This is a genomic window from Streptomyces sp. NPDC101225 (assembly GCF_044767585.1).
In the GTDB taxonomy this organism is placed as follows: Bacteria; Actinomycetota; Actinomycetes; order Streptomycetales; family Streptomycetaceae; genus Streptomyces.
Genome location: NZ_JBIWOE010000009.1, coordinates 116,637 through 134,116 on the forward strand (window position 1 = coordinate 116,637; position 17,480 = coordinate 134,116).

The 17,480-nt window shown below is 72.8% G+C and carries 17 protein-coding genes; 10 read left to right on the top strand and 7 right to left on the bottom strand.

Translation table 11 applies throughout. The features are described from left to right. Window positions 1-41 precede the first annotated feature (41 nt). The 4 genes from leuC to ACIRPX_RS15735 all read left to right on the top strand — a co-directional run bounded on the left by leuC (window position 42) and on the right by ACIRPX_RS15735 (window position 3,382). Window positions 42-1,466 (top strand): 3-isopropylmalate dehydratase large subunit, encoded by a 1,425-nt coding sequence (gene leuC / locus ACIRPX_RS15720; protein ID WP_404193890.1) that lies wholly within the window; start codon window positions 42-44, stop codon window positions 1,464-1,466. Between the two features lie 5 nt (window positions 1,467-1,471). Then, entirely contained in the window at window positions 1,472-2,065 is a 594-nt protein-coding gene (leuD, locus tag ACIRPX_RS15725) for a 3-isopropylmalate dehydratase small subunit (RefSeq protein ID WP_404193893.1), read from the top strand. A gap of 274 nt (window positions 2,066-2,339) precedes the next feature. Beyond that, window positions 2,340-2,570, top strand: a complete 231-nt coding sequence (locus ACIRPX_RS15730; RefSeq protein WP_384269038.1) for a hypothetical protein — start codon at window positions 2,340-2,342, stop codon at window positions 2,568-2,570. Window positions 2,571-2,707: 137 nt separating this feature from the next. Next, window positions 2,708-3,382 (top strand): HU family DNA-binding protein, encoded by a 675-nt coding sequence (locus ACIRPX_RS15735; protein ID WP_404193896.1) that lies wholly within the window; start codon window positions 2,708-2,710, stop codon window positions 3,380-3,382. 92 nt (window positions 3,383-3,474) lie between these two features. On the opposite strand, the gene ACIRPX_RS15740 is transcribed toward ACIRPX_RS15735, so the two are convergent. Beyond that, entirely contained in the window at window positions 3,475-3,678 is a 204-nt protein-coding gene (locus ACIRPX_RS15740; protein ID WP_404193898.1) for a hypothetical protein, read from the bottom strand. 105 nt (window positions 3,679-3,783) lie between these two features. After that, window positions 3,784-4,422 (bottom strand): 2-phospho-L-lactate guanylyltransferase, encoded by a 639-nt coding sequence (cofC, locus tag ACIRPX_RS15745; RefSeq protein WP_404193900.1) that lies wholly within the window; start codon window positions 4,420-4,422, stop codon window positions 3,784-3,786. A 168-nt stretch (window positions 4,423-4,590) separates the two neighbouring features. Between cofC and ACIRPX_RS15750 the strand changes: the two genes are divergently transcribed. The 3 genes from ACIRPX_RS15750 (at window position 4,591) to ACIRPX_RS15760 (ending at window position 7,644) form a co-directional block, all read left to right on the top strand. Beyond that, window positions 4,591-5,373 (top strand): lysophospholipid acyltransferase family protein, encoded by a 783-nt coding sequence (locus tag ACIRPX_RS15750; RefSeq protein WP_404193902.1) that lies wholly within the window; start codon window positions 4,591-4,593, stop codon window positions 5,371-5,373. Next, the gene (locus ACIRPX_RS15755; protein WP_404193905.1) at window positions 5,370-6,380 is read left to right on the top strand and encodes an NAD(P)H-dependent glycerol-3-phosphate dehydrogenase; all 1,011 of its coding nucleotides are present in this window, start codon (window positions 5,370-5,372) and stop codon (window positions 6,378-6,380) included. Before ACIRPX_RS15750 ends, ACIRPX_RS15755 begins: the two co-directional genes overlap by 4 nt. Window positions 6,381-6,486: 106 nt before the next feature. Continuing rightward, entirely contained in the window at window positions 6,487-7,644 is a 1,158-nt protein-coding gene (locus ACIRPX_RS15760; RefSeq protein ID WP_404193908.1) for a D-alanine--D-alanine ligase family protein, read from the top strand. 12 nt (window positions 7,645-7,656) lie between these two features. Here ACIRPX_RS15760 and ACIRPX_RS15765 read toward each other — a convergent pair whose 3' ends face one another. Next, entirely contained in the window at window positions 7,657-8,151 is a 495-nt protein-coding gene (locus ACIRPX_RS15765) for a DUF3515 domain-containing protein (RefSeq protein ID WP_404193911.1), read from the bottom strand. A gap of 20 nt (window positions 8,152-8,171) precedes the next feature. Then, window positions 8,172-8,405, bottom strand: coding sequence for an Lrp/AsnC family transcriptional regulator (locus ACIRPX_RS15770; protein ID WP_003997603.1), 234 nt, complete (start codon window positions 8,403-8,405; stop codon window positions 8,172-8,174). A gap of 206 nt (window positions 8,406-8,611) precedes the next feature. Here ACIRPX_RS15770 and ACIRPX_RS15775 point away from each other — a divergent pair, with 206 nt between their 5' ends. Further along, window positions 8,612-9,577 (top strand): thiamine-phosphate kinase, encoded by a 966-nt coding sequence (locus ACIRPX_RS15775; protein ID WP_404193913.1) that lies wholly within the window; start codon window positions 8,612-8,614, stop codon window positions 9,575-9,577. Further along, on the top strand, window positions 9,574-10,398 hold the full coding sequence (thiD, locus tag ACIRPX_RS15780) for a bifunctional hydroxymethylpyrimidine kinase/phosphomethylpyrimidine kinase (RefSeq protein ID WP_404193915.1): 825 nt from the start codon (window positions 9,574-9,576) through the stop codon (window positions 10,396-10,398). The genes ACIRPX_RS15775 and thiD overlap by 4 nt, the downstream gene beginning before the upstream one ends. 99 nt (window positions 10,399-10,497) lie before the next feature. Here the strand turns inward: thiD and rpmB are convergent, their stop codons facing one another. Continuing rightward, on the bottom strand, window positions 10,498-10,683 hold the full coding sequence (rpmB, locus tag ACIRPX_RS15785) for a 50S ribosomal protein L28 (protein WP_003993230.1): 186 nt from the start codon (window positions 10,681-10,683) through the stop codon (window positions 10,498-10,500). A 254-nt stretch (window positions 10,684-10,937) separates the two neighbouring features. On the opposite strand from rpmB, the gene ACIRPX_RS15790 reads away from it, so the two are divergent. Continuing rightward, on the top strand, window positions 10,938-12,635 hold the full coding sequence (locus tag ACIRPX_RS15790; protein ID WP_404193918.1) for a DAK2 domain-containing protein: 1,698 nt from the start codon (window positions 10,938-10,940) through the stop codon (window positions 12,633-12,635). 17 nt (window positions 12,636-12,652) lie between these two features. Here the strand turns inward: ACIRPX_RS15790 and ACIRPX_RS15795 are convergent, their stop codons facing one another. After that, complete coding sequence (locus tag ACIRPX_RS15795; RefSeq protein ID WP_404193920.1) at window positions 12,653-15,595, bottom strand: tetratricopeptide repeat protein; 2,943 nt, start codon at window positions 15,593-15,595, stop codon at window positions 12,653-12,655. Further along, on the bottom strand, window positions 15,592-17,460 hold the full coding sequence (locus ACIRPX_RS15800) for an HSP90 family protein (protein ID WP_404194257.1): 1,869 nt from the start codon (window positions 17,458-17,460) through the stop codon (window positions 15,592-15,594). Before ACIRPX_RS15800 ends, ACIRPX_RS15795 begins: the two co-directional genes overlap by 4 nt. Window positions 17,461-17,480: the final 20 nt, after the last annotated feature.

Here is a 17,480-nt window from a genome sequence, read left to right on the forward strand (position 1 = left end):
AGCAAGGCCGGTGGACGTCGTGGCCGGCCGAAGGGAAAGCGATGGGTAGGACACTCGCGGAGAAGGTCTGGGACGACCATGTCGTCCGGCGCGCCGAGGGCGAGCCCGACCTCCTCTTCATCGATCTGCACCTGCTGCACGAGGTGACCAGCCCGCAGGCCTTCGACGGTCTGCGGCTGAGCGGTCGCACGGTACGCCGCCTCGACCTCACCATCGCGACCGAGGACCACAACACCCCGACCCTCGACATCGACAAGCCCATCGCCGACCCGGTCTCCCGGGCCCAGCTGGAGACGCTGCGCAAGAACTGCGCCGACTTCGGCGTACGGCTGCACCCGCTGGGCGACGTCGAGCAGGGCGTGGTGCACGTCGTCGGCCCGCAGCTGGGTCTGACCCAGCCCGGCACGACGGTGGTCTGCGGCGACTCGCACACCTCCACGCACGGCGCCTTCGGCGCGCTGGCGTTCGGCATCGGCACCTCCCAGGTGGAGCACGTGCTGGCCACCCAGACGCTGCCGCTGGCCCGTCCCAAGACCATGGCGATCACGGTCGACGGCGAACTGCCCGAGGGCGTCACCGCCAAGGACCTGATCCTGGCGATCATCGCCAGGATCGGTACCGGCGGCGGCCAGGGCTACATCCTGGAGTACCGCGGCTCCGCCATCGAGAAGCTCTCGATGGAGGCCCGGATGACCATCTGCAACATGTCGATCGAGGCCGGTGCCCGCGCGGGCATGATCGCCCCCGACGAGACGACCTTCGCGTACATCAAGGGCCGCGCCCACGCCCCCGAGGGCGAGGACTGGGACGCGGCCGTCGCGTACTGGAGGACGCTGAGGACGGACGAGGACGCCGAGTTCGACGCCGAGGTCGTCATCGACGCCGCCGCGCTGTCGCCGTTCGTCACCTGGGGCACCAACCCCGGCCAGGGCGCGCCGCTTTCGGCGTCCGTCCCCGACCCGGCTTCGTACGAAGACGCTTCGGAGCGCCTCGCCGCCGAAAAGGCCCTGGAATACATGGGGTTGGAGGCCGGGCAGCCGCTGCGCTCCATCGACGTGGACACCGTCTTCGTAGGTTCCTGCACCAACGGCCGCATCGAGGACCTGCGGGCCGCGGCCGCGATCGTCGAGGGCCGCAAAGTCGCCGACGGCGTACGGATGCTGGTCGTCCCCGGCTCCGCGCGGGTCGGTCTGCAGGCCGTCTCCGAGGGCCTGGACGTCGTCTTCAAGGAGGCCGGCGCCGAGTGGCGGCACGCGGGCTGCTCGATGTGCCTGGGCATGAACCCGGACCAGCTGGCCCCGGGCGAGCGCTCCGCGTCCACCTCCAACCGCAACTTCGAGGGCCGGCAGGGCAAGGGCGGCCGTACGCACCTGGTCTCGCCGCAGGTCGCCGCCGCGACCGCGGTCCTGGGGCACCTGGCCTCGCCCGCCGACCTGTCCGACGCCCCCGCGCCCGCTGGAGTCTGAGAGTCATGGAAGCATTCACCACGCACACCGGCCGGGCCGTCCCGCTGCGCCGCTCCAACGTCGACACCGACCAGATCATCCCTGCTCACTGGCTCAAGAAGGTGACCCGGGACGGTTTCGAGGACGGGCTGTTCGAGGCCTGGCGCAAGGACGAGACCTTCATCCTCAACCGCCCCGAGCGGCAGGGCGCCACGGTGCTGGTCGCCGGCCCCGACTTCGGCACCGGCTCCTCCCGTGAGCACGCCGTCTGGGCGCTGCAGAACTACGGCTTCAAGGCCGTGATCTCCTCCCGCTTCGCCGACATCTTCCGCGGCAACTCCCTGAAGAACGGCCTGCTCACGGTCGTGCTGGAGCAGAAGATCGTGGACGCGCTGTGGGAGCTCACGGAGCGGGACCCGCAGGCCGAGATCACCGTCGACCTGCAGGCCCGCGAGGTGCGCGCCGAGGGGATGACCGCCCCCTTCGAGCTCGACGAGAACTCCCGCTGGCGGCTGCTGAACGGGCTGGACGACATCTCCATCACCCTCCGGAACGAGGCGGACATCGCCGCGTACGAGGCCGGGCGTCCCTCGTACAAGCCGCGGACGCTCAAGGTCTGACCCGGACCGGTCCGCAGGGCCGGAACCTGACGGGTTTCGGCCACCGGAACACCCCCATGTACCCCCGATCGGCCCGATCGGGGGTACATCCGTGTCTGGGCCCGAACGGCTTGGAACCGTCTTGCTTTTCCTCTCAACTTCCCACGTTACGCCGGTCGTTGCCTGGGTAGCCGTGGGCTGTGGGCACGGCGCCCGGCCTTGCCCGGAAGGCTGTTTGAGGCATCAGTTGCTACCCCCGCAGGCGACAACTCGCCCCAGATGGCACAATCTGTGCATGGAACACGACGGCCAACTCGAGCTCTACACGGCAGTCGCGGACCGACTGAAGGAAGCGCACTCCCGAGTGCGCGCACTGCAAGTCCCGGAGGGCGTACGGATGGCGCTGACCCGGAAGCTGCTGGTCATTACGGCCGCGGCCAAGCACGATCTCGCCGACGCGGCAAGGCGTCTGGAGGCGTTCAACACGGACCTGGAGAAGGGGTGCATCCCTGAAGAGGACCGCTGAACGCAGCCGGAGCAGTCGAGTTCGTTGCGGCGCACGGGTGATTAGCCCGTTTCGTGTTTGATTTGCGGTATATATCTGCCTAACGTGCGAAAAAGCTTGAACACTTTCGTTCTGGCGATGTCTCCGAAGGGGAAGACGTGAACAAGGCGCAGCTCGTAGAAGCGATTGCCGACAAGGTGGGTGGCCGACAGCAGGCCGCCGAGGCTGTCGACGCGGTCCTGGACGCCATCGTCCGCGCGACCGTCGCCGGAGACCGGGTCTCGGTCACCGGCTTCGGTTCGTTCGAGAAGGTCGACCGCCCCGCCCGCTACGCCCGCAACCCCCAGACGGGCGAGCGGGTTCGGGTCAAGAAGACCTCCGTTCCGCGCTTCCGCGCAGGCCAGGGCTTCAAGGACCTGGTCAGCGGTTCGAAGAAGCTCCCGCGCGGCGGCGAGGTCGCCGTCAAGAAGGCGCCCAAGGGCAGCCTGACCGGTGGGGCTTCGGCCACCGTCAAGAAGGCCGCCGCGAAGAAGACGACCGCCAAGAAGGCGACCGCCGCGGCGAAGAAGACGACGGCGAAGAAGACCACCGCCAAGAAGGCCACGGGCGCCGCCAAGAAGACGACCGCCAAGAAGGCCACGGCGAAGAAGACCACGGGCGCCGCCAAGACGGCCGCCGCGAAGAAGACGACCGCCAAGAAGGCGACCGCCACCGCGAAGAAGACCACCGCGAAGAAGGCCCCGGCGAAGAAGGCGACGGCCAAGAAGGCCCCCGCCAAGAAGTCGACCGCTCGCAAGACCACCGCCAAGAAGGCCACCGCCCGCAAGCGGTAAGGGCACAGGGGCACTCACGCGCCGGGCCGGACTCCCTTCGGAGCCCGGCCCGCGGCGTGTTCGGGGTGCGTCGGAGCGTACTGAGAGCGGGTTCAGAGCGTCTGGAGCGTCACCAGTGTGATGCGGGGGCCGTCCGTGGCGCCCTCGGTCTCGATCCGCACGCGCTGGCCGGGGCGCAGCAGCCGCAGCCCGCCGGCGTCGAAGGCGGCGGCGTCGAAGCGGACGGGGGTGCCGTCGTCCAGCAGCACGCTGCCCTCGCGGGTGTCGGGGTCGTAGGTGTATGCCGTGGCCTGCATGACGGCCAGCCTAATGTGCGCGGAGGTTCGGGGCCTGCTGTGGGGGCTGCCGTCGGCGTACCGGGTGCGGGTTCGTCCTGGCCCGCCGCGCGGTTCCCGCGCCGCTCAGGTGCCCGGGGTCAGCAGGCCCGCCGCCGCGACGGCGGTACGCGGGCCCACGCCCAGGGCCAGTGCCGCCCGCAGGTCCGCGCCGGTGTCCACGTCCTGGCGAACGGAATCGACCGCGTCGAGGGTCAGCTCCTCGGCCCCGGAGGCGCGGTGGCGGGCGCGGGAATCGGGGCCGAATGCGGGGAGCAATTCCCGGGCGGGGGCGGCCGCCAGCAAGGTCGTGCCGATTGCGGCCGCGTCGGCGAGAAAAGCGCGGGGGAATTCACCGGCCGCGTCCAGTACCCGGAGCAATTCCCGGGGGCGTAGCGCCGGAAGATCGGCGTTCAGGGTCGCCACGGGACTTTCGGGGCGTGTGGTGCGTACCGCGGTCACGCCGTGCGCCAGCGCCGCGTTGAGGCCGCCGCGCGGTGTGTCCGGGACGATCCGGGCGCCCAGCGCGGACAGCTCGCGTCCGGCCAGGGAGTCGTCCGTGACGACCGCCACATCCCGCACGGCCGGGCAGGCCAGCGCGGCCGCCACGGTGTCCTGGGCGAAGGCGAGGGCGAGGCCCGGGCGCAGCCCGTCGGCGGCAGTGTCCGCGAGCCTGCTCTTGGCCCGCGTCAGGGGTTTCAGGGGTATGACCAAGCTCCACTGCACCGGTGTTCCGTCCCTCTCTTGTCGCGGCCATTGTCACTCAGCCGTCACCTCGGCCATCTGGCGGCGGCGCCGTCGGGGCGTACGGTGTTCTCGACAGACCGGCGGCCTGGGGCGACACTTGTGCGGCTCCTGGTCCGAGATCCCTGCCCCCAAGAGGAAGGTGCGCGCGTGCCCCGCCGCAGAATCGGCTTCTGGTACCGCTTCGCCGCGGTGCTCTGCAAACCGCCACTGGTGGTTCTGATCAAGCGGGACTGGCGTGGAATGGAGCACATTCCGGCCGAGGGTGGATTTATCACCGCGGTGAACCACAATTCCCATGTGGACCCCTTCGCGTACGCGCACTATCAGTACAACACCAAGCGGGTCCCGCGATTCCTGGCGAAGAGCGGCCTTTTCCGGAAGGGATTCGTCGGCGCCGCGATGCGCGGCACCGGACAGATCCCCGTCTACCGCGAGACCACGGACGCGCTCAGCGCCTTCCGGGCCGCGATCGACGCCGTGGAGCGCGGCGAATGCGTCGCGTTCTACCCCGAGGGCACCATCACCCGCGACCCCGCCCAGTGGCCCATGGTCGGCAAGACCGGTGCCGCGCGCGTCGCCCTGACGACCCGGTGCCCGGTGATCCCGATCGCGCAGTGGGGCGCCAACGAACTCCTGCCGCCGTACGCGAAGAAGCCCAATCTCCGCCCGCGCAAGACCCATCATGTGCTCGCCGGCCCGCCCGTCGACCTCACGCGCTTCTACGACCAGGAGATGACCCCCGAGCTGCTGAAGGAGGCGACCGAGGTCATCATGGCCGCGATCACCCGCCAGCTGGAGGAGATCCGCGGCGAGAAGGCGCCCGCGACGCCGTACGACCCGCGCCGGGAGCGGATCGAGCAGCGCCGCAGGACGCAGGCGCAGTCGCAGGGCCAGGGGAACGCCGCGCAGGAAGAGGAGCAGGGCACGTGAGCAAGCCGGTCAAGGCGGCCGTCTTCGGCACCGGTTCGTGGGGCACGGCGTTCGCCATGGTGCTCGCCGACGCCGGGTGCGAGGTCACCCTGTGGGGGCGGCGCGCGGAACTCGCGGACGCGGTCAACTCCGCGCGTACCAACCCCGACTACCTTCCCGGTGTCGAACTGCCGGACGGTGTACGGGCGACGACGGACGCCGCCGAGGCCGCGCGCGGCGCCGACTTCGCCGTCCTCGCGGTCCCCTCCCAGACCCTGCGCGGCAACCTCGCCGAGTGGGCACCGCTGCTCGCCCCCGACACCGTCCTGGTGTCACTCATGAAGGGCGTCGAACTCGGCTCCGCCATGCGGATGAGCGAGGTGATCGAGGACGTCGCCAAGGTGCGCGCGAACCGGATCGCCGTCGTCACCGGGCCCAACCTCGCCCGGGAGATCGCCGCGCGCATGCCGGCGGCCGCCGTGGTCGCCTGCACCGACGAGGCGGTCGCCCAGCGGCTGCAGGCCGCCTGCCACACCCCGTACTTCCGGCCGTACACCAACACGGACGTGGTCGGCTGCGAGCTCGGCGGCGCCGTGAAGAACGTCATCGGGCTCGCCGTCGGCATCGCGGACGGCATGGGCCTCGGCGACAACGCCAAGGGCTCGCTCATCACGCGCGGGCTCGCCGAGACCACCCGCCTCGGCATGGCGCTCGGCGCCGACCCGCTGACCTTCTCCGGACTCGCGGGCCTGGGCGACCTGGTGGCGACCTGCTCCTCGCCGCTGTCGCGCAACCACACCTTCGGCACCAACCTCGGCAAGGGCATGACCCTGCAGGAGACGATCGCGGTCACCCGGCAGACCGCCGAGGGCGTCAAGTCCTGCGAGTCGGTGCTGGATCTGGCGCGCCGGCACGGCGTCGACATGCCGATCACCGAGACGGTCGTCGCCATCGTGCACGAGGGCAAGCCCCCGGTGGTCGCCGTCAAGGAGCTGATGTCGCGCAGCGCGAAGCCCGAACGACGCTGAGCGACGCCCGCGCCCACGGCCGTCCCGGTCGCCGAGCGGCGCGCCCCGCGGCTCACTCACGGGGACGCTGTCTTGGACCAGTACCACCGGGTACTCTCAACGCGATATGAGCACCGAGAACCTCCCCCAGAGCCCTGAGCAGCCGCCTCGCAAGCCGCGCGTGGCCGTCGTGTTCGGCGGTCGCAGCTCCGAACACGGGATCTCCGTGGTCACCGCGGGCGCCGTCCTGCGCGCCATCGACCGGACGACGTACGACGTCCTGCCGATCGGCATCACGAGGGACGGCCGCTGGGCCCTCACCGCCGACGAACCGGAACGCATGGCGATCGCCGACCGCCGCACCCCGGACGTCGAGGAGCTGGCCGAGTCCGACGAGGGCGGTGTGGTGCTCCCCGTCGACCCCGGCAACCGCGAAGTCGTCTACAGCGAACCCGGATCGGTGCCCAAGGCGCTCGGCGAGGTCGACGTCGTCTTTCCGGTCCTGCACGGCCCCTACGGCGAGGACGGCACTCTTCAGGGCCTGCTGGAGCTCTCGGGTGTCCCGTACGTGGGTTCGGGCGTGCTCGCCTCCGCCGTCGGCCAGGACAAGGAGTACATGAAGCGGGTGTTCACCTCCTTCGGGCTCAAGGTCGGCCCGTACGTGGTGATCCGGCCGCGCGAGTGGGAGCGCGACGAGGCCGCCGCCCGCAAGAAGATCGTCGACTTCGCGGGCGAGCACGGCTGGCCGCTGTTCGTGAAGCCCGCGCGCGCGGGTTCGTCGATCGGCATCACCAAGGTCGACGACCTCTCCGGTCTCGGCGACGCGGTCGCGGAGGCCCAGCGGCACGACCCGAAGATCCTCGTGGAGGCGGCGCTCGCGGGCCGCGAGATCGAGTGCGGGGTGCTGGAGTTCGAGGACGGCCCGCGCGCGAGCGTGCCCTCGGAGATCCCGCCGCCGGACGCGCACGCGTACTACGACTTCGAGGCGAAGTACATCGACTCGACCCCCGGCATCGTGCCGGCGCCGCTGACGCCCGCGGAGACCGCCGAGGTGCAGCGGCTCGCGGTGGCCGCCTTCGAGGCCGCCTCCTGCGAGGGCCTGGTGCGCGCGGACTTCTTCCTCACCGAGGACGGCGAGTTCGTGATCAACGAGATCAACACGATGCCCGGCATGACCCCGATCTCGATGTACCCGCAGATGTGGCAGGCGAGCGGGATCGGCTACCCCGAGCTGGTCGGCAGGCTGATCGAGGCGGCGCTGCGCCGGTCCACGGGCCTGCGCTGACGAAGGACCCGGTCAGGAGGCGATCCCCTCGGGGATCGCCTTCCTCACCGCGGGGGCCAGGTCGACCAGCGGCGCCATACCGTCTCCGGTACGGCTGCGGGGGATGGTCACCTCCACGTACGCGGTGCGCAGCGTGGTGGTGAAGCGGAACGAGCCGTCCTGCTGCTTCTGCAGCAGCCAGCCGACCTTGTCGACCTCGACTCCGTCGGCCTCCGGGTTCGACATCTCGGCGGGCCGCTCGACACCGCAGCGCAGTATGATCGCCGGGTCGCCCCAGCCCGCGGTCAGTGCGGAGGCGGGTTCGGGATCCCGGCGATCCTGGCCGTCGACCTTGGACGGCAGCACCTTGTCCAGGTTCCGGCACAGCTCGGTGACCTTCGCGCCCGGGCCTGGAACCGCGGCCCGGGCACTGTCGTCTGCTGAGGAGCAGCCCGTTGCCGTGATCAGTGCGGCGGCGACGGCGGGCAGCCCGAGAACGGTTCGGCGCCGGTGGCGGATGGAGTTCACCGGCCAAGGGTAGACGGGGGCTACAGATGGACGACCGGGCAGGTCAGGGTGCGGGTGATCCCGTCCACTTGCTGGACTTTGGCGACCACCATGCGGCCGAGGTCGTCCACGGTGTCCGCCTGGGCCCGCACGATCACGTCATAAGGTCCTGTCACGTCCTCGGCCTGGATGACTCCAGGGATCTTGCTGATCGTCTCGGCGACGGTCGACGCCTTGCCGACCTCCGTCTGGATCAGGATGTACGCCTGTACCACGGAACCTCCAGGGCGGCCACGAGGATCATGTGGGGAAAAGGAACGCCACGGTATCGCGTCGCCGCACGCCGAGGGGAGACCTGCGCGGGCCGCGGTCCACGCGCCGGGGCGCAGGCACGGCAGAAGTTGACGGACACCTCGACCGTATCGAGGACACTGATGACGCGCGACCGGGAACTGCACGGGACAGAAGGGGAGCAAGGGCAATGAAGGGCACTGTTGGTGAGCTCGGGGAGTTCGGGCTCATCAGGGAGCTCACCTCCCGTCTCACCACCACCCCGGCGGTCCGGGTCGGCCCCGGCGACGACGCCGCGGTGGTCGCCGCGCCCGACCGGAGGGTCGTGGCCAGCACCGACATCCTCCTGGAGGGGCGGCACTTCCGCCGCGACTGGTCGACCGCCTACGACGTCGGGCGCAAGGCGGCCGCGCAGAACCTCGCGGACATCGCCGCGATGGGCGCCGTGCCGACCGCGCTGCTGCTCGGCCTGGTCGTCCCGGCCGAACTCCCGGTCACCTGGCCGAGCGAGCTGATGGACGGGCTGCGCGACGAGTGCCAGGTCGCGGGCGCCTCCGTGGTCGGCGGGGACGTCGTACGGGGCGACACGATCATGGTGTCGATCACCGCGCTCGGTGACCTGCGCAACCAGGAGCCGGTCACCCGGGCCGGCGCCCGGCCCGGCGACCGCGTCGCCGTCACCGGCTGGCTCGGCTGGTCCGCCGCCGGGTACGCGGTGCTCTCCCGCGGCTTCCGCTCGCCGCGTGCCTTCGTGGAGGCGCACCGGCGCCCCGAGCCGCCGTACCACGCGGGTCCGGCCGCGGCCGGCCTGGGCGCGACGGCGATGTGCGACGTCAGCGACGGCCTGATCGCCGACCTCGGGCACATCGCCGAGGCCAGCAAGGTGCGGATCGACATCCGTTCCGGCGCGATCGACATCCCGTCGCAGATGAACGACATCGGGCAGGCCGTCGGCGTCGACCCGATGCAGTGGGTGCTGACCGGGGGAGAGGACCACGCGATCGTGGCGACCTTCCCGCCGGACGTGAAGCTGCCCGCCCGCTGGAAGGTGATCGGCGAGGTGCTCAACCCCTCGGCGCTGCCCCAGGTGACGGTGGACGGGGCGCCGTGGACCAGCAAGGGCGGCTGGGACCACTTCGGGGACATCGAGTCATGAGCGTGCCGCCCCGGGTGCTGACCGTCGCCGGCTCGGACTCCGGCGGAGGAGCGGGGATCCAGGCCGACCTGAAGACGATGCTCGCGCTCGGCGTGCACGGCATGAGCGTCGTCACGGCGGTCACGGCGCAGAACTCGCTGGGTGTGCAAGGGGCTTGGGAGCTGCCGGTGCAGGCGGTGCGGGCGCAGTACCGCAGCGTCGTCGACGACATCGGCGTCCAGGCGGTCAAGACCGGGATGCTCTCCTCGGCCGAACTCGTCGAGGCGGTGGCCGAGCTGATCGCCGGCACGGACGTCCCGGCGGTCGTCGACCCGGTGGGCGTCTCCAAGCACGGGGACCCGCTGCTGGCGGCCTCCGCGCTGGATTCCGTACGGACGAAGCTGCTGCCGGCCGCGACGGTGGCGACGCCCAACCTCGACGAGGTCGCGCAACTCGCCGGTGTCCGGGTCGCGTCGGAGGCGGACCTGCGCGAGGCCGCGGCGGCCGTCCTGGCGTACGGACCGCGGTGGGTGCTCGTCAAGGGCGGTCATCTCGGGGCCGGGAGCGAGGCGGTCGACCTGCTCACCGACGGCGCCGAGGAGCACTGGCTGCGCGCGCCCCGCCACGGCAACCGGCACACGCACGGCACGGGCTGCACCCTCGCGTCCGCGATCGCGTCCCAGCTCGCGAAGGGGCAGCCCGTACCGGAGGCGGTGACGGCCGCCAAGGAGTACGTCACCGGGGCGATCGCGGCCGGCTTCGCGCTCGGCGGCGGGATCGGGCCCGTGGACCACGGCTGGGCCCTCGGCGGGGCACCCCGGCGGGGCACTCCGCCGGCATGATGCCGGCCGGCTCGCCGGGCACAGCAAGAAGCCGGCCCACCAGAGGTGGACCGGCTCAGTGCAGCGAACCAGCAGTGGCCGCGCGCTCAGCTGTGGGCGTCAGCGCGAGACCTTGCCGGCCTTGATGCACGAGGTGCAAGCGTTCACGCGCTTCGGCGTCCCGCCGACCACGGTACGTACACGCTGGATGTTCGGGTTCCAGCGACGGGACGTACGGCGGTGCGAGTGCGAGATGTTGTTGCCGAAGCCCGGCCCCTTGCCGCAGACGTCGCAGTTGGCAGCCACGGGTCACTCCAAAGACTTCAGATGCACTTACGGTTGAGTCCCGGCATGCCGGGATCGAGATCGCAGGATCAGAGATCTGGGTGGCGGTGCCAGGGGCGAGCCCGATCGGTGTCGGGCAACCGGAGCAGCATACAACGACTGCGCCAGTACAACGAAACTACCATGACTGCTCAGGGCTCCGCTCCCGGCCCTCTTCCGGCGGACACCGCCTCGGGGTCTACGCTGCGTCCCATTCGCAGCTCAAGGAGGCGCAGGTGGCGCAGGTGCCGCAGACATTCTTCGATGCTCTCGCGGTGCGCTCCTGGTGCGGCCTCGCGCTGGAGGCGCTGGGCCGCGCGCGCGAGGAGATCGACGCGATCAACGTCTACCCCGTGGCCGACGGGGACACGGGCACCAATCTCTATCTGACCGTGGAGTCCGCCGTCGCGGCGGTGGAAGCCGTCTTCGCTGCTCACGAGGTGGGTTCCGGGGCACCGGGGAGACCGACGCTGGCCGACGCGGCGGGCGCGATGGCGCACGGCGCGCTGATAGGCGCCCAGGGGAACTCCGGGACGATCCTCGCGCAGCTGCTGCGCGGCATGGCGCAGGTGCTGTCCGCCGACGGTGAGACGCCTCACACCGACGGCCCGGGCCTGCGGCTGGCCCTGCGCAAGGCGGCCGACTCCGCCCGCCAGGCCGTCGCGCACCCCGTGGAGGGAACGGTCCTGTCCGTCGCCTCGGCCGCCGCCGACGCCGTCGGCGGGATCCAGGGCGACTGCGGGACGGTGGCGAGGGCGGCCTACGAGGGAGCGCGCGTCGCGCTGGCCGCGACTCCGGGGCAGCTGGCCGTCCTGGGGCGCGCCGGGGTCGTCGACGCGGGCGGACGGGGGCTGGTCGCGGTGCTCGCCGCGCTGGTGGAGACGTTCACGGGGGAGGCGCCGAGGCCGCTCGCGGGATCTTCGGCCGCGAAGCTGCCGCCGGGCGGAGCGACGGGCGACGCGGCCGGCGTCCTCGCCGGCGAGGACTGCGCCGCGTCCCCGCAGGACGGGGGGCCCGCGTTCGAGGTGATCTACCTGCTGGAGGCGGAGGACGCGGCCGTCGCCCGGCTGCGGACCCGCCTCGACGCCCTCGGGGACTCGCTGGTCGTGGTCGGCGGCGACGGACTGTGGAACGTCCATGTGCACGTGGACGACGCGGGCGCCGCCGTGGAGGCGGGCGTCGAGGCCGGGCGGCCGTACCGGATCCGGATCACCCACTTCGGGCTCGGCGACGTCCACACGCGCGGGGGCGAACGGCCGCCGCGGGAGCGGGTCCAGCGCGCCGTGGTCGCCGTGGTGCCGGGCGAGGGCCTGGCCGGGCTGTACACCGAGGCCGGCGCGACCACCGTGCTCGCGCGCCCGGGGGAGGCGCCCGCCAGCGGAGAACTCGTCGACGCCCTGCGGCGGGCCCACGCGCGGGAGGTGGTGCTGCTGCCCAACGACGCCGGCCTGCGGCACACCGCGGCCGCGGCGGCCGAGCAGGCCCGCGCCGAGGGCATCCGTGTGGCCCTCATCCCGACCCGCTCCGCGGTCCAGGGGATCGCGGCGCTCGCCGTGCACGAGCCGGAGCGGCGCTTCGACGAGGACGTCGTCTCGATGACCTCGGCGGCGGGCGCGACCCGGTACGCCGAGGTGGCCCTCGCCGAGCGCGAGTCCTGGACCATGGCCGGCATCTGCCAGGCCGGCGACGTCCTCGGCCTGGTCGAGGACGACGTGGCCGTGATCGGCTCCGACGTCATCGCCGTCGCCGAGACCGTCCTGGACCGCATGCTCCAGGCCGGCGGGGAACTCGTCACCCTCGTCCTCGGCGACGACGCCCCCGAATCCGCCGCCCACCACCTGGAGGCACGGGTGCGCGAGTCGTACCTCGCCGTGGACACGGTGGTCTACCGGGGCGGCCGCCAGGGTGCGCTGCTCCTGATCGGCGTGGAGTAGCCGCGGCGGCGGACTCCTCAGCCCGCCGCCCCCTGCTCGTCGACCACCCGCAGCAACTGTTCGGCCTCCGCCCGGCGGTTCCGGGCCGTCTCGTCGTCGGCGGGCGCGCCGTCGTACGCCGCGAGGACCGCACGCGCGTGTGCCGTCGCAACGGCGGGGCGGCCGAGATCGCACTCCAGCCGGCCCGCGGCGAGCTCCGCGCCGGTACGGCTGTCCAGGGCGTCGTCCCCGAGCGGGGCGAACACCGCGACCGCCTCGGTGACCTGGGCCAGGGCGTCCTCCAGCGCGGCCCGGACCGCGTCGTCGTCGGTGTCCTCGGCGGCACGGCGTGCGAGCAGGTCGCCGAACTGGCGGTGGGTGTGCCCGAGTTCGGCGACGAGCCGCAGCCGCGCCTCCTCGTCGGTGCCGGTGGCGCCCAGCGCCGCCTCGCACTCCCGGACCGCCGCCGTCATCGACGCCCGTGCCGCGTCCGCCCCGTCCTCGACGCGCAGCGCCAGCCACGCGCGGGCGCGCAGCGAACGGACCAGGCCGTGCACATTGCCGAGCGAGCGCCACAGCTCGCCCGCGCGCGCGTACGCCCGGTCGGCGTCGGCCGGCTGCCCCGCCGCCCCCAGGGACTCGGCGGCGAGGTGGGCGAGCGTCGCGTGGTCGTGCTGCTCGGGCCAGTGCCGGGCGATCTCCGCGGCCTGCAGGCGCCGTTCGGCCGCCGCCCGGTGCTCCCCGAGCTCGCTCAGGCAGTCGCCCAGCCACCACTGGGTCTGCACCACCGCGCCGTCGCCGTGCGTCTCGGCGTTCAGGTCGGGCAGCGCCGACTCGAGCACCTCCGCCGCCTCGGCGAACCGGCCCTGCCGCAGCAGGAACCCGCCCAGCTGCTGCCGCGCCCACGCGCCCAGCGTCCGGCTCTCGCCCGCCTCGTCGGCCCAGTGCGCCGCCTCCAGGGCGTGCTCGGCCGCCTCCACCGACAGCCCGCGCCCGCCGAGCACCTCACCGAGCTGGAGGTGCAGCTGGGCCCGCCCGACGGCCTCCAGATGCGCTCCGCCGTGCTCCAGGGCCGCCCGCAGCGCCCGCTCCGCCCCCGCGATGTCGCCCAGGTGATGGGCCAGCCCCGCGAGCCGCGCCTCGTACTCCACCGCGAACCACGGCAGCCCGGCCTCGACGAAGGCGGCCGTGGCCCGCCCGAACAGCTCCACCGCCGTCTGCGGATCCCCGCGCCGCACCGCCAGCTCCGCCAGCATGGCCCGCGCCTCGGCGGCCCGCGCGGCGATCCGCACCGCGTCGCCGGTGTGCCCGCCGACCAGCGCGAGCAGTTCCCGCACGGCGGCCTCGGCCTCGGCGAGCACCCTTTCACCGCCCGCCTCGCCGCCCGCCGCGTCGGCGTCCAGCACCCGCCGCATCATGATCCGCGCCCGCCCCATCAGCACGGACGCCGTCTGCCGCACGCCCGTCGCGTCCTCCGCGTAGAGCGCCAGCACCTGGTCGTACGGCTCCTCGACCGCCGCGAGCGCCTCGTCCACCCGGCCCGCCAGCGCGCGTGCGTACGCCGCACGCGTGCGTGCCGCCAGCGCCTCCCCGGGGTCGCCCGCCCGCGCGTACAGCTCGGCGGCCCGCTCGAAGAGCGCGGCCCCCTCGGGCCCCCGGTCCATCGCCTCGTGGTCGGTGATCTCCGCGCGGTCGCGCACGTCCAGCTCGGCGTCCGCCGCGGCGCGCGCGACCGCCGCCCAGGCGTCCATGGCGTCCGGCCGCAGGGTGTCCGACATCCGGCGCGCCGTTGCCAGCAGGGCGGGCAGGTCCGGCGCCTGCGCGGTCACGGGAGCGGGCGCCGGTACGGCGGGCGCGGACACCCGGCCCGCCGTGCGCACCCCGAGCGGCAGCCGCTCCACCAGCGGGGGCCGCGCCATCCGCGCGCGTGCCCGCTCGCTGACATGGGAGGTGAGGTTGCGCTCGTCGAAACGGGCGGCCAGGGCAAGGGTCTCGGCACGCGCGTGTGCCGCGAGTTCGCGTGCCGTCCAGGTGCGGCCCGCCGGTCCCGGCACCTGCCGCTCGCCCAGCCCCATCGCGTCCAGGCGCTCCATGAGGAGCGTCACCACGCTGAGGAAGTCCAGCCGGCTGCGCGGTTGCCCGGTGTCCGTGAAGTACGCCGGCCGCTCCGCCAGCAGCTCCAGCGCCCGCGCCTCGTTGCCGGTCAGCGCGCAGAACTCCACGTGGTCCGCGTACGCGCCGCGCATGCTCTCCATGCCCCGCACCAGCCGGAAGCCCCGCAGATGGTGCGCGCGTGCCTCGTCCGTGCGGCCCAGCCGCAGCAGCGGCACCAGTGAGGACGCGAGGACCGCGTGCGGCTCGTGGGCACACGTGAACTGCCCCTCGAGGACCGGCGCCCACAGCTCCAGCGCCTGCGCGTCGCGCCCCTGCCGCTCCTGCCACCAGCCCTGCTCGTGCAGCTCGCACGCGTGGCAGTCGGCCATGCTGTCGCGGTCGGCGGCCAGCCACGCGGCGTACGCCCGCTCCGCGCGCGGGACGTCACCGAGATGCGCGGCCACACTGAACTCCGCTCCTCGCACCGCCCGTTCGGAGTGCCCGGCCAGGCGGTAGCGGTGCTCCATCTCGCCGAGCCACTTCTCGATCGAGGCGAGCGGCACGTGCGGCTGGTCGAGCATGCCGGACGACATCCACTTGAAGACCCAGTGCAGCGTGTGCACCTCGTACGCGTCGAAGTCCTCCGGCCGCTCGTCCCACATGCGCAGCAGGCGCGCGAAGGGGACGAACATCTTGTCCTTCTCGGAGCTGTAGTTGTAGACCTTCAGCTGGTGCCCGAGCGCCTCGATCACGGCCAGCGGGATGCCCAGTTTCTCCGCCTCCGCCAGCAGCTGCTCCGCGCGCGCGTTGCGCGCCGGGCCCTCCGGGCGCTCGCCGTTCTCCGCCATCTCCCGGCGCAGGGAGTCGAAGTCCGTGATCCCGCTCATCGCAGACCGCCTCCCGTGGAGTCGCCCGTCGTGCCGGGATCGCCGTGGGTCGCCCATTCCAGCAGGCCGATGAAGGACCTGTTCAGCAGGGCCGTGTCCGCCGGCCTGAGCGGACGCTGCGCCATCAGCAGCGCCTGCCCGTACAGGGACTCCGTGGCGGTGCCGATCAGTTCCGGGTCGCGCAGCGCACTGATCCTGCGGACCAGCGGGTTGAGATGGTTGAGCACCAGACGCGCGCGGGGAGCGGCGCCCCGCAGCGAGCCCAGGATGCCGGCCCACAGGTCGTCGGCCTGCCCCTCGGCCTCGGCACGGGCCTGCTCATGGCGGGCGGCCCGGTCGTCCAGGTGGAGGGCGGGGACCGACAGGGGGTGGAAGGCGCGCAGCACGATGTCGCACCCCACGGTGTCCAGCGTCGCCCGCGCCGCCGCCAGGAACCCCGACAGCGCCAGCTCCTCGGCCGCGTCCACCGGGTCCAGATGCGCCGTCACGGTGTCCGCGTCCAGTTCGGCGACCGCCGTCCCCGGCCGCACCGACGGCAGCGCCTCGACCAGTTCGCTGTCGTACGTGTAACCGCCGTTGACCACCCCGACGCCCTGCGCCGACGCGATCGGCGCGACCTGCCGGTACTCCTCCACGGTCCGCGTGAAGTGCACCACCGGGTGCCGCTGCGCGAACTCCTCCAGGGACAGCCGCCCGTCGGTCGTCTCGAAGGGCAGCCACGGCAGCATCGTGCGCAGCATCTCCCGGTCGTGCCGCGCCAGCGACTTCACGCCCAGGTGGTGCACCGACAGGAACGCCGCCAGCCGCTCCGGATCGCCCGCCGCGAGCCCCGTCAGCCAGGACCGGATCTTCTCGCCCAGCGCCTCCCGCACCGCGGCCAGCGTCTCGTCCTCGTACAGCGCCTCGCGTGAGGCCGTGGGCCGCAGACTGTCCGTGTCCAGCACGCACCGCACGAAGAACGCCCAGTCCGGCAGCAGCTGTTCGGCCCGCTCGGTCAGCAGCATGCCCTTGAGGTGCACGCGGTGCGTGGCCCGCTGGGCCGGGCTGACCGCCGACGGCAGCACGTACGCCACCCCGCGGATCCCGGCCAGCGGCACGTCCAGCCCGATCGTGTCCAGCGGCGTGAAGCCGAACAGGTCGTGGCAGTGCCGGGCCAGGGCCACCCGGCGGGCGGCGGGGGAGGGGTACGGGCGGTCCCAGGGCGCGGGCAGGTCGGTGACCGCCTCGTCGCCGACCCGGACGTCGTACGGCAGCAGCGACCCGAAGTCCCGGGCCAGCGTGAGCACCCGCCCGGGCGCGAGCCACTCGCCGGCGCCCGCCCGCGCCACCAGGTGCACGGTGGTGCCCGGTTCGGGCCGGGCCTCGTCCGGCAGCGTCCGCACGGTGTACGAACCGTCGTCGCTCGCCGTCCACTCCACCGGAGCCGCGTCCGGCGTGCGCGCGCTGCGGCTGACCACCCGGATCCGCTCGGCGACCACGAAACAGGCCAGCAGGCCGATGCCGAACTGCCCGAGGAAGTCGGCACGCACCTCCCGCAGGCCGTCCGCGATCGGGTCGGACCGCTTGGAGCTGCGCCCGATCGTGGCCAGCAGGTCGTGCACGTCCGCCTCGGTGAGCCCCACGCCGGTGTCCTCGACGCGCAGGGTGCCCGCCTCGGCGTACAGGCGCACCCGCGCCGGCGCGCCGGGCTGCCGCGCGCGCCGGGCGGTGATGGCGTCCACGGAGTTCTGCAGCAGTTCGCGCAGATAGACCTTGGGGCTGGAGTAGAGGTGATGGGAGAGCAGGTCCACCAGACCACGCAGGTCGACCTGGAAGGTGTGAGGTGACTGGGACGGCTGGGATGACTGTGAGGTCTGGAAGTCCATCGTCGCGGCGCCGGTGGGAG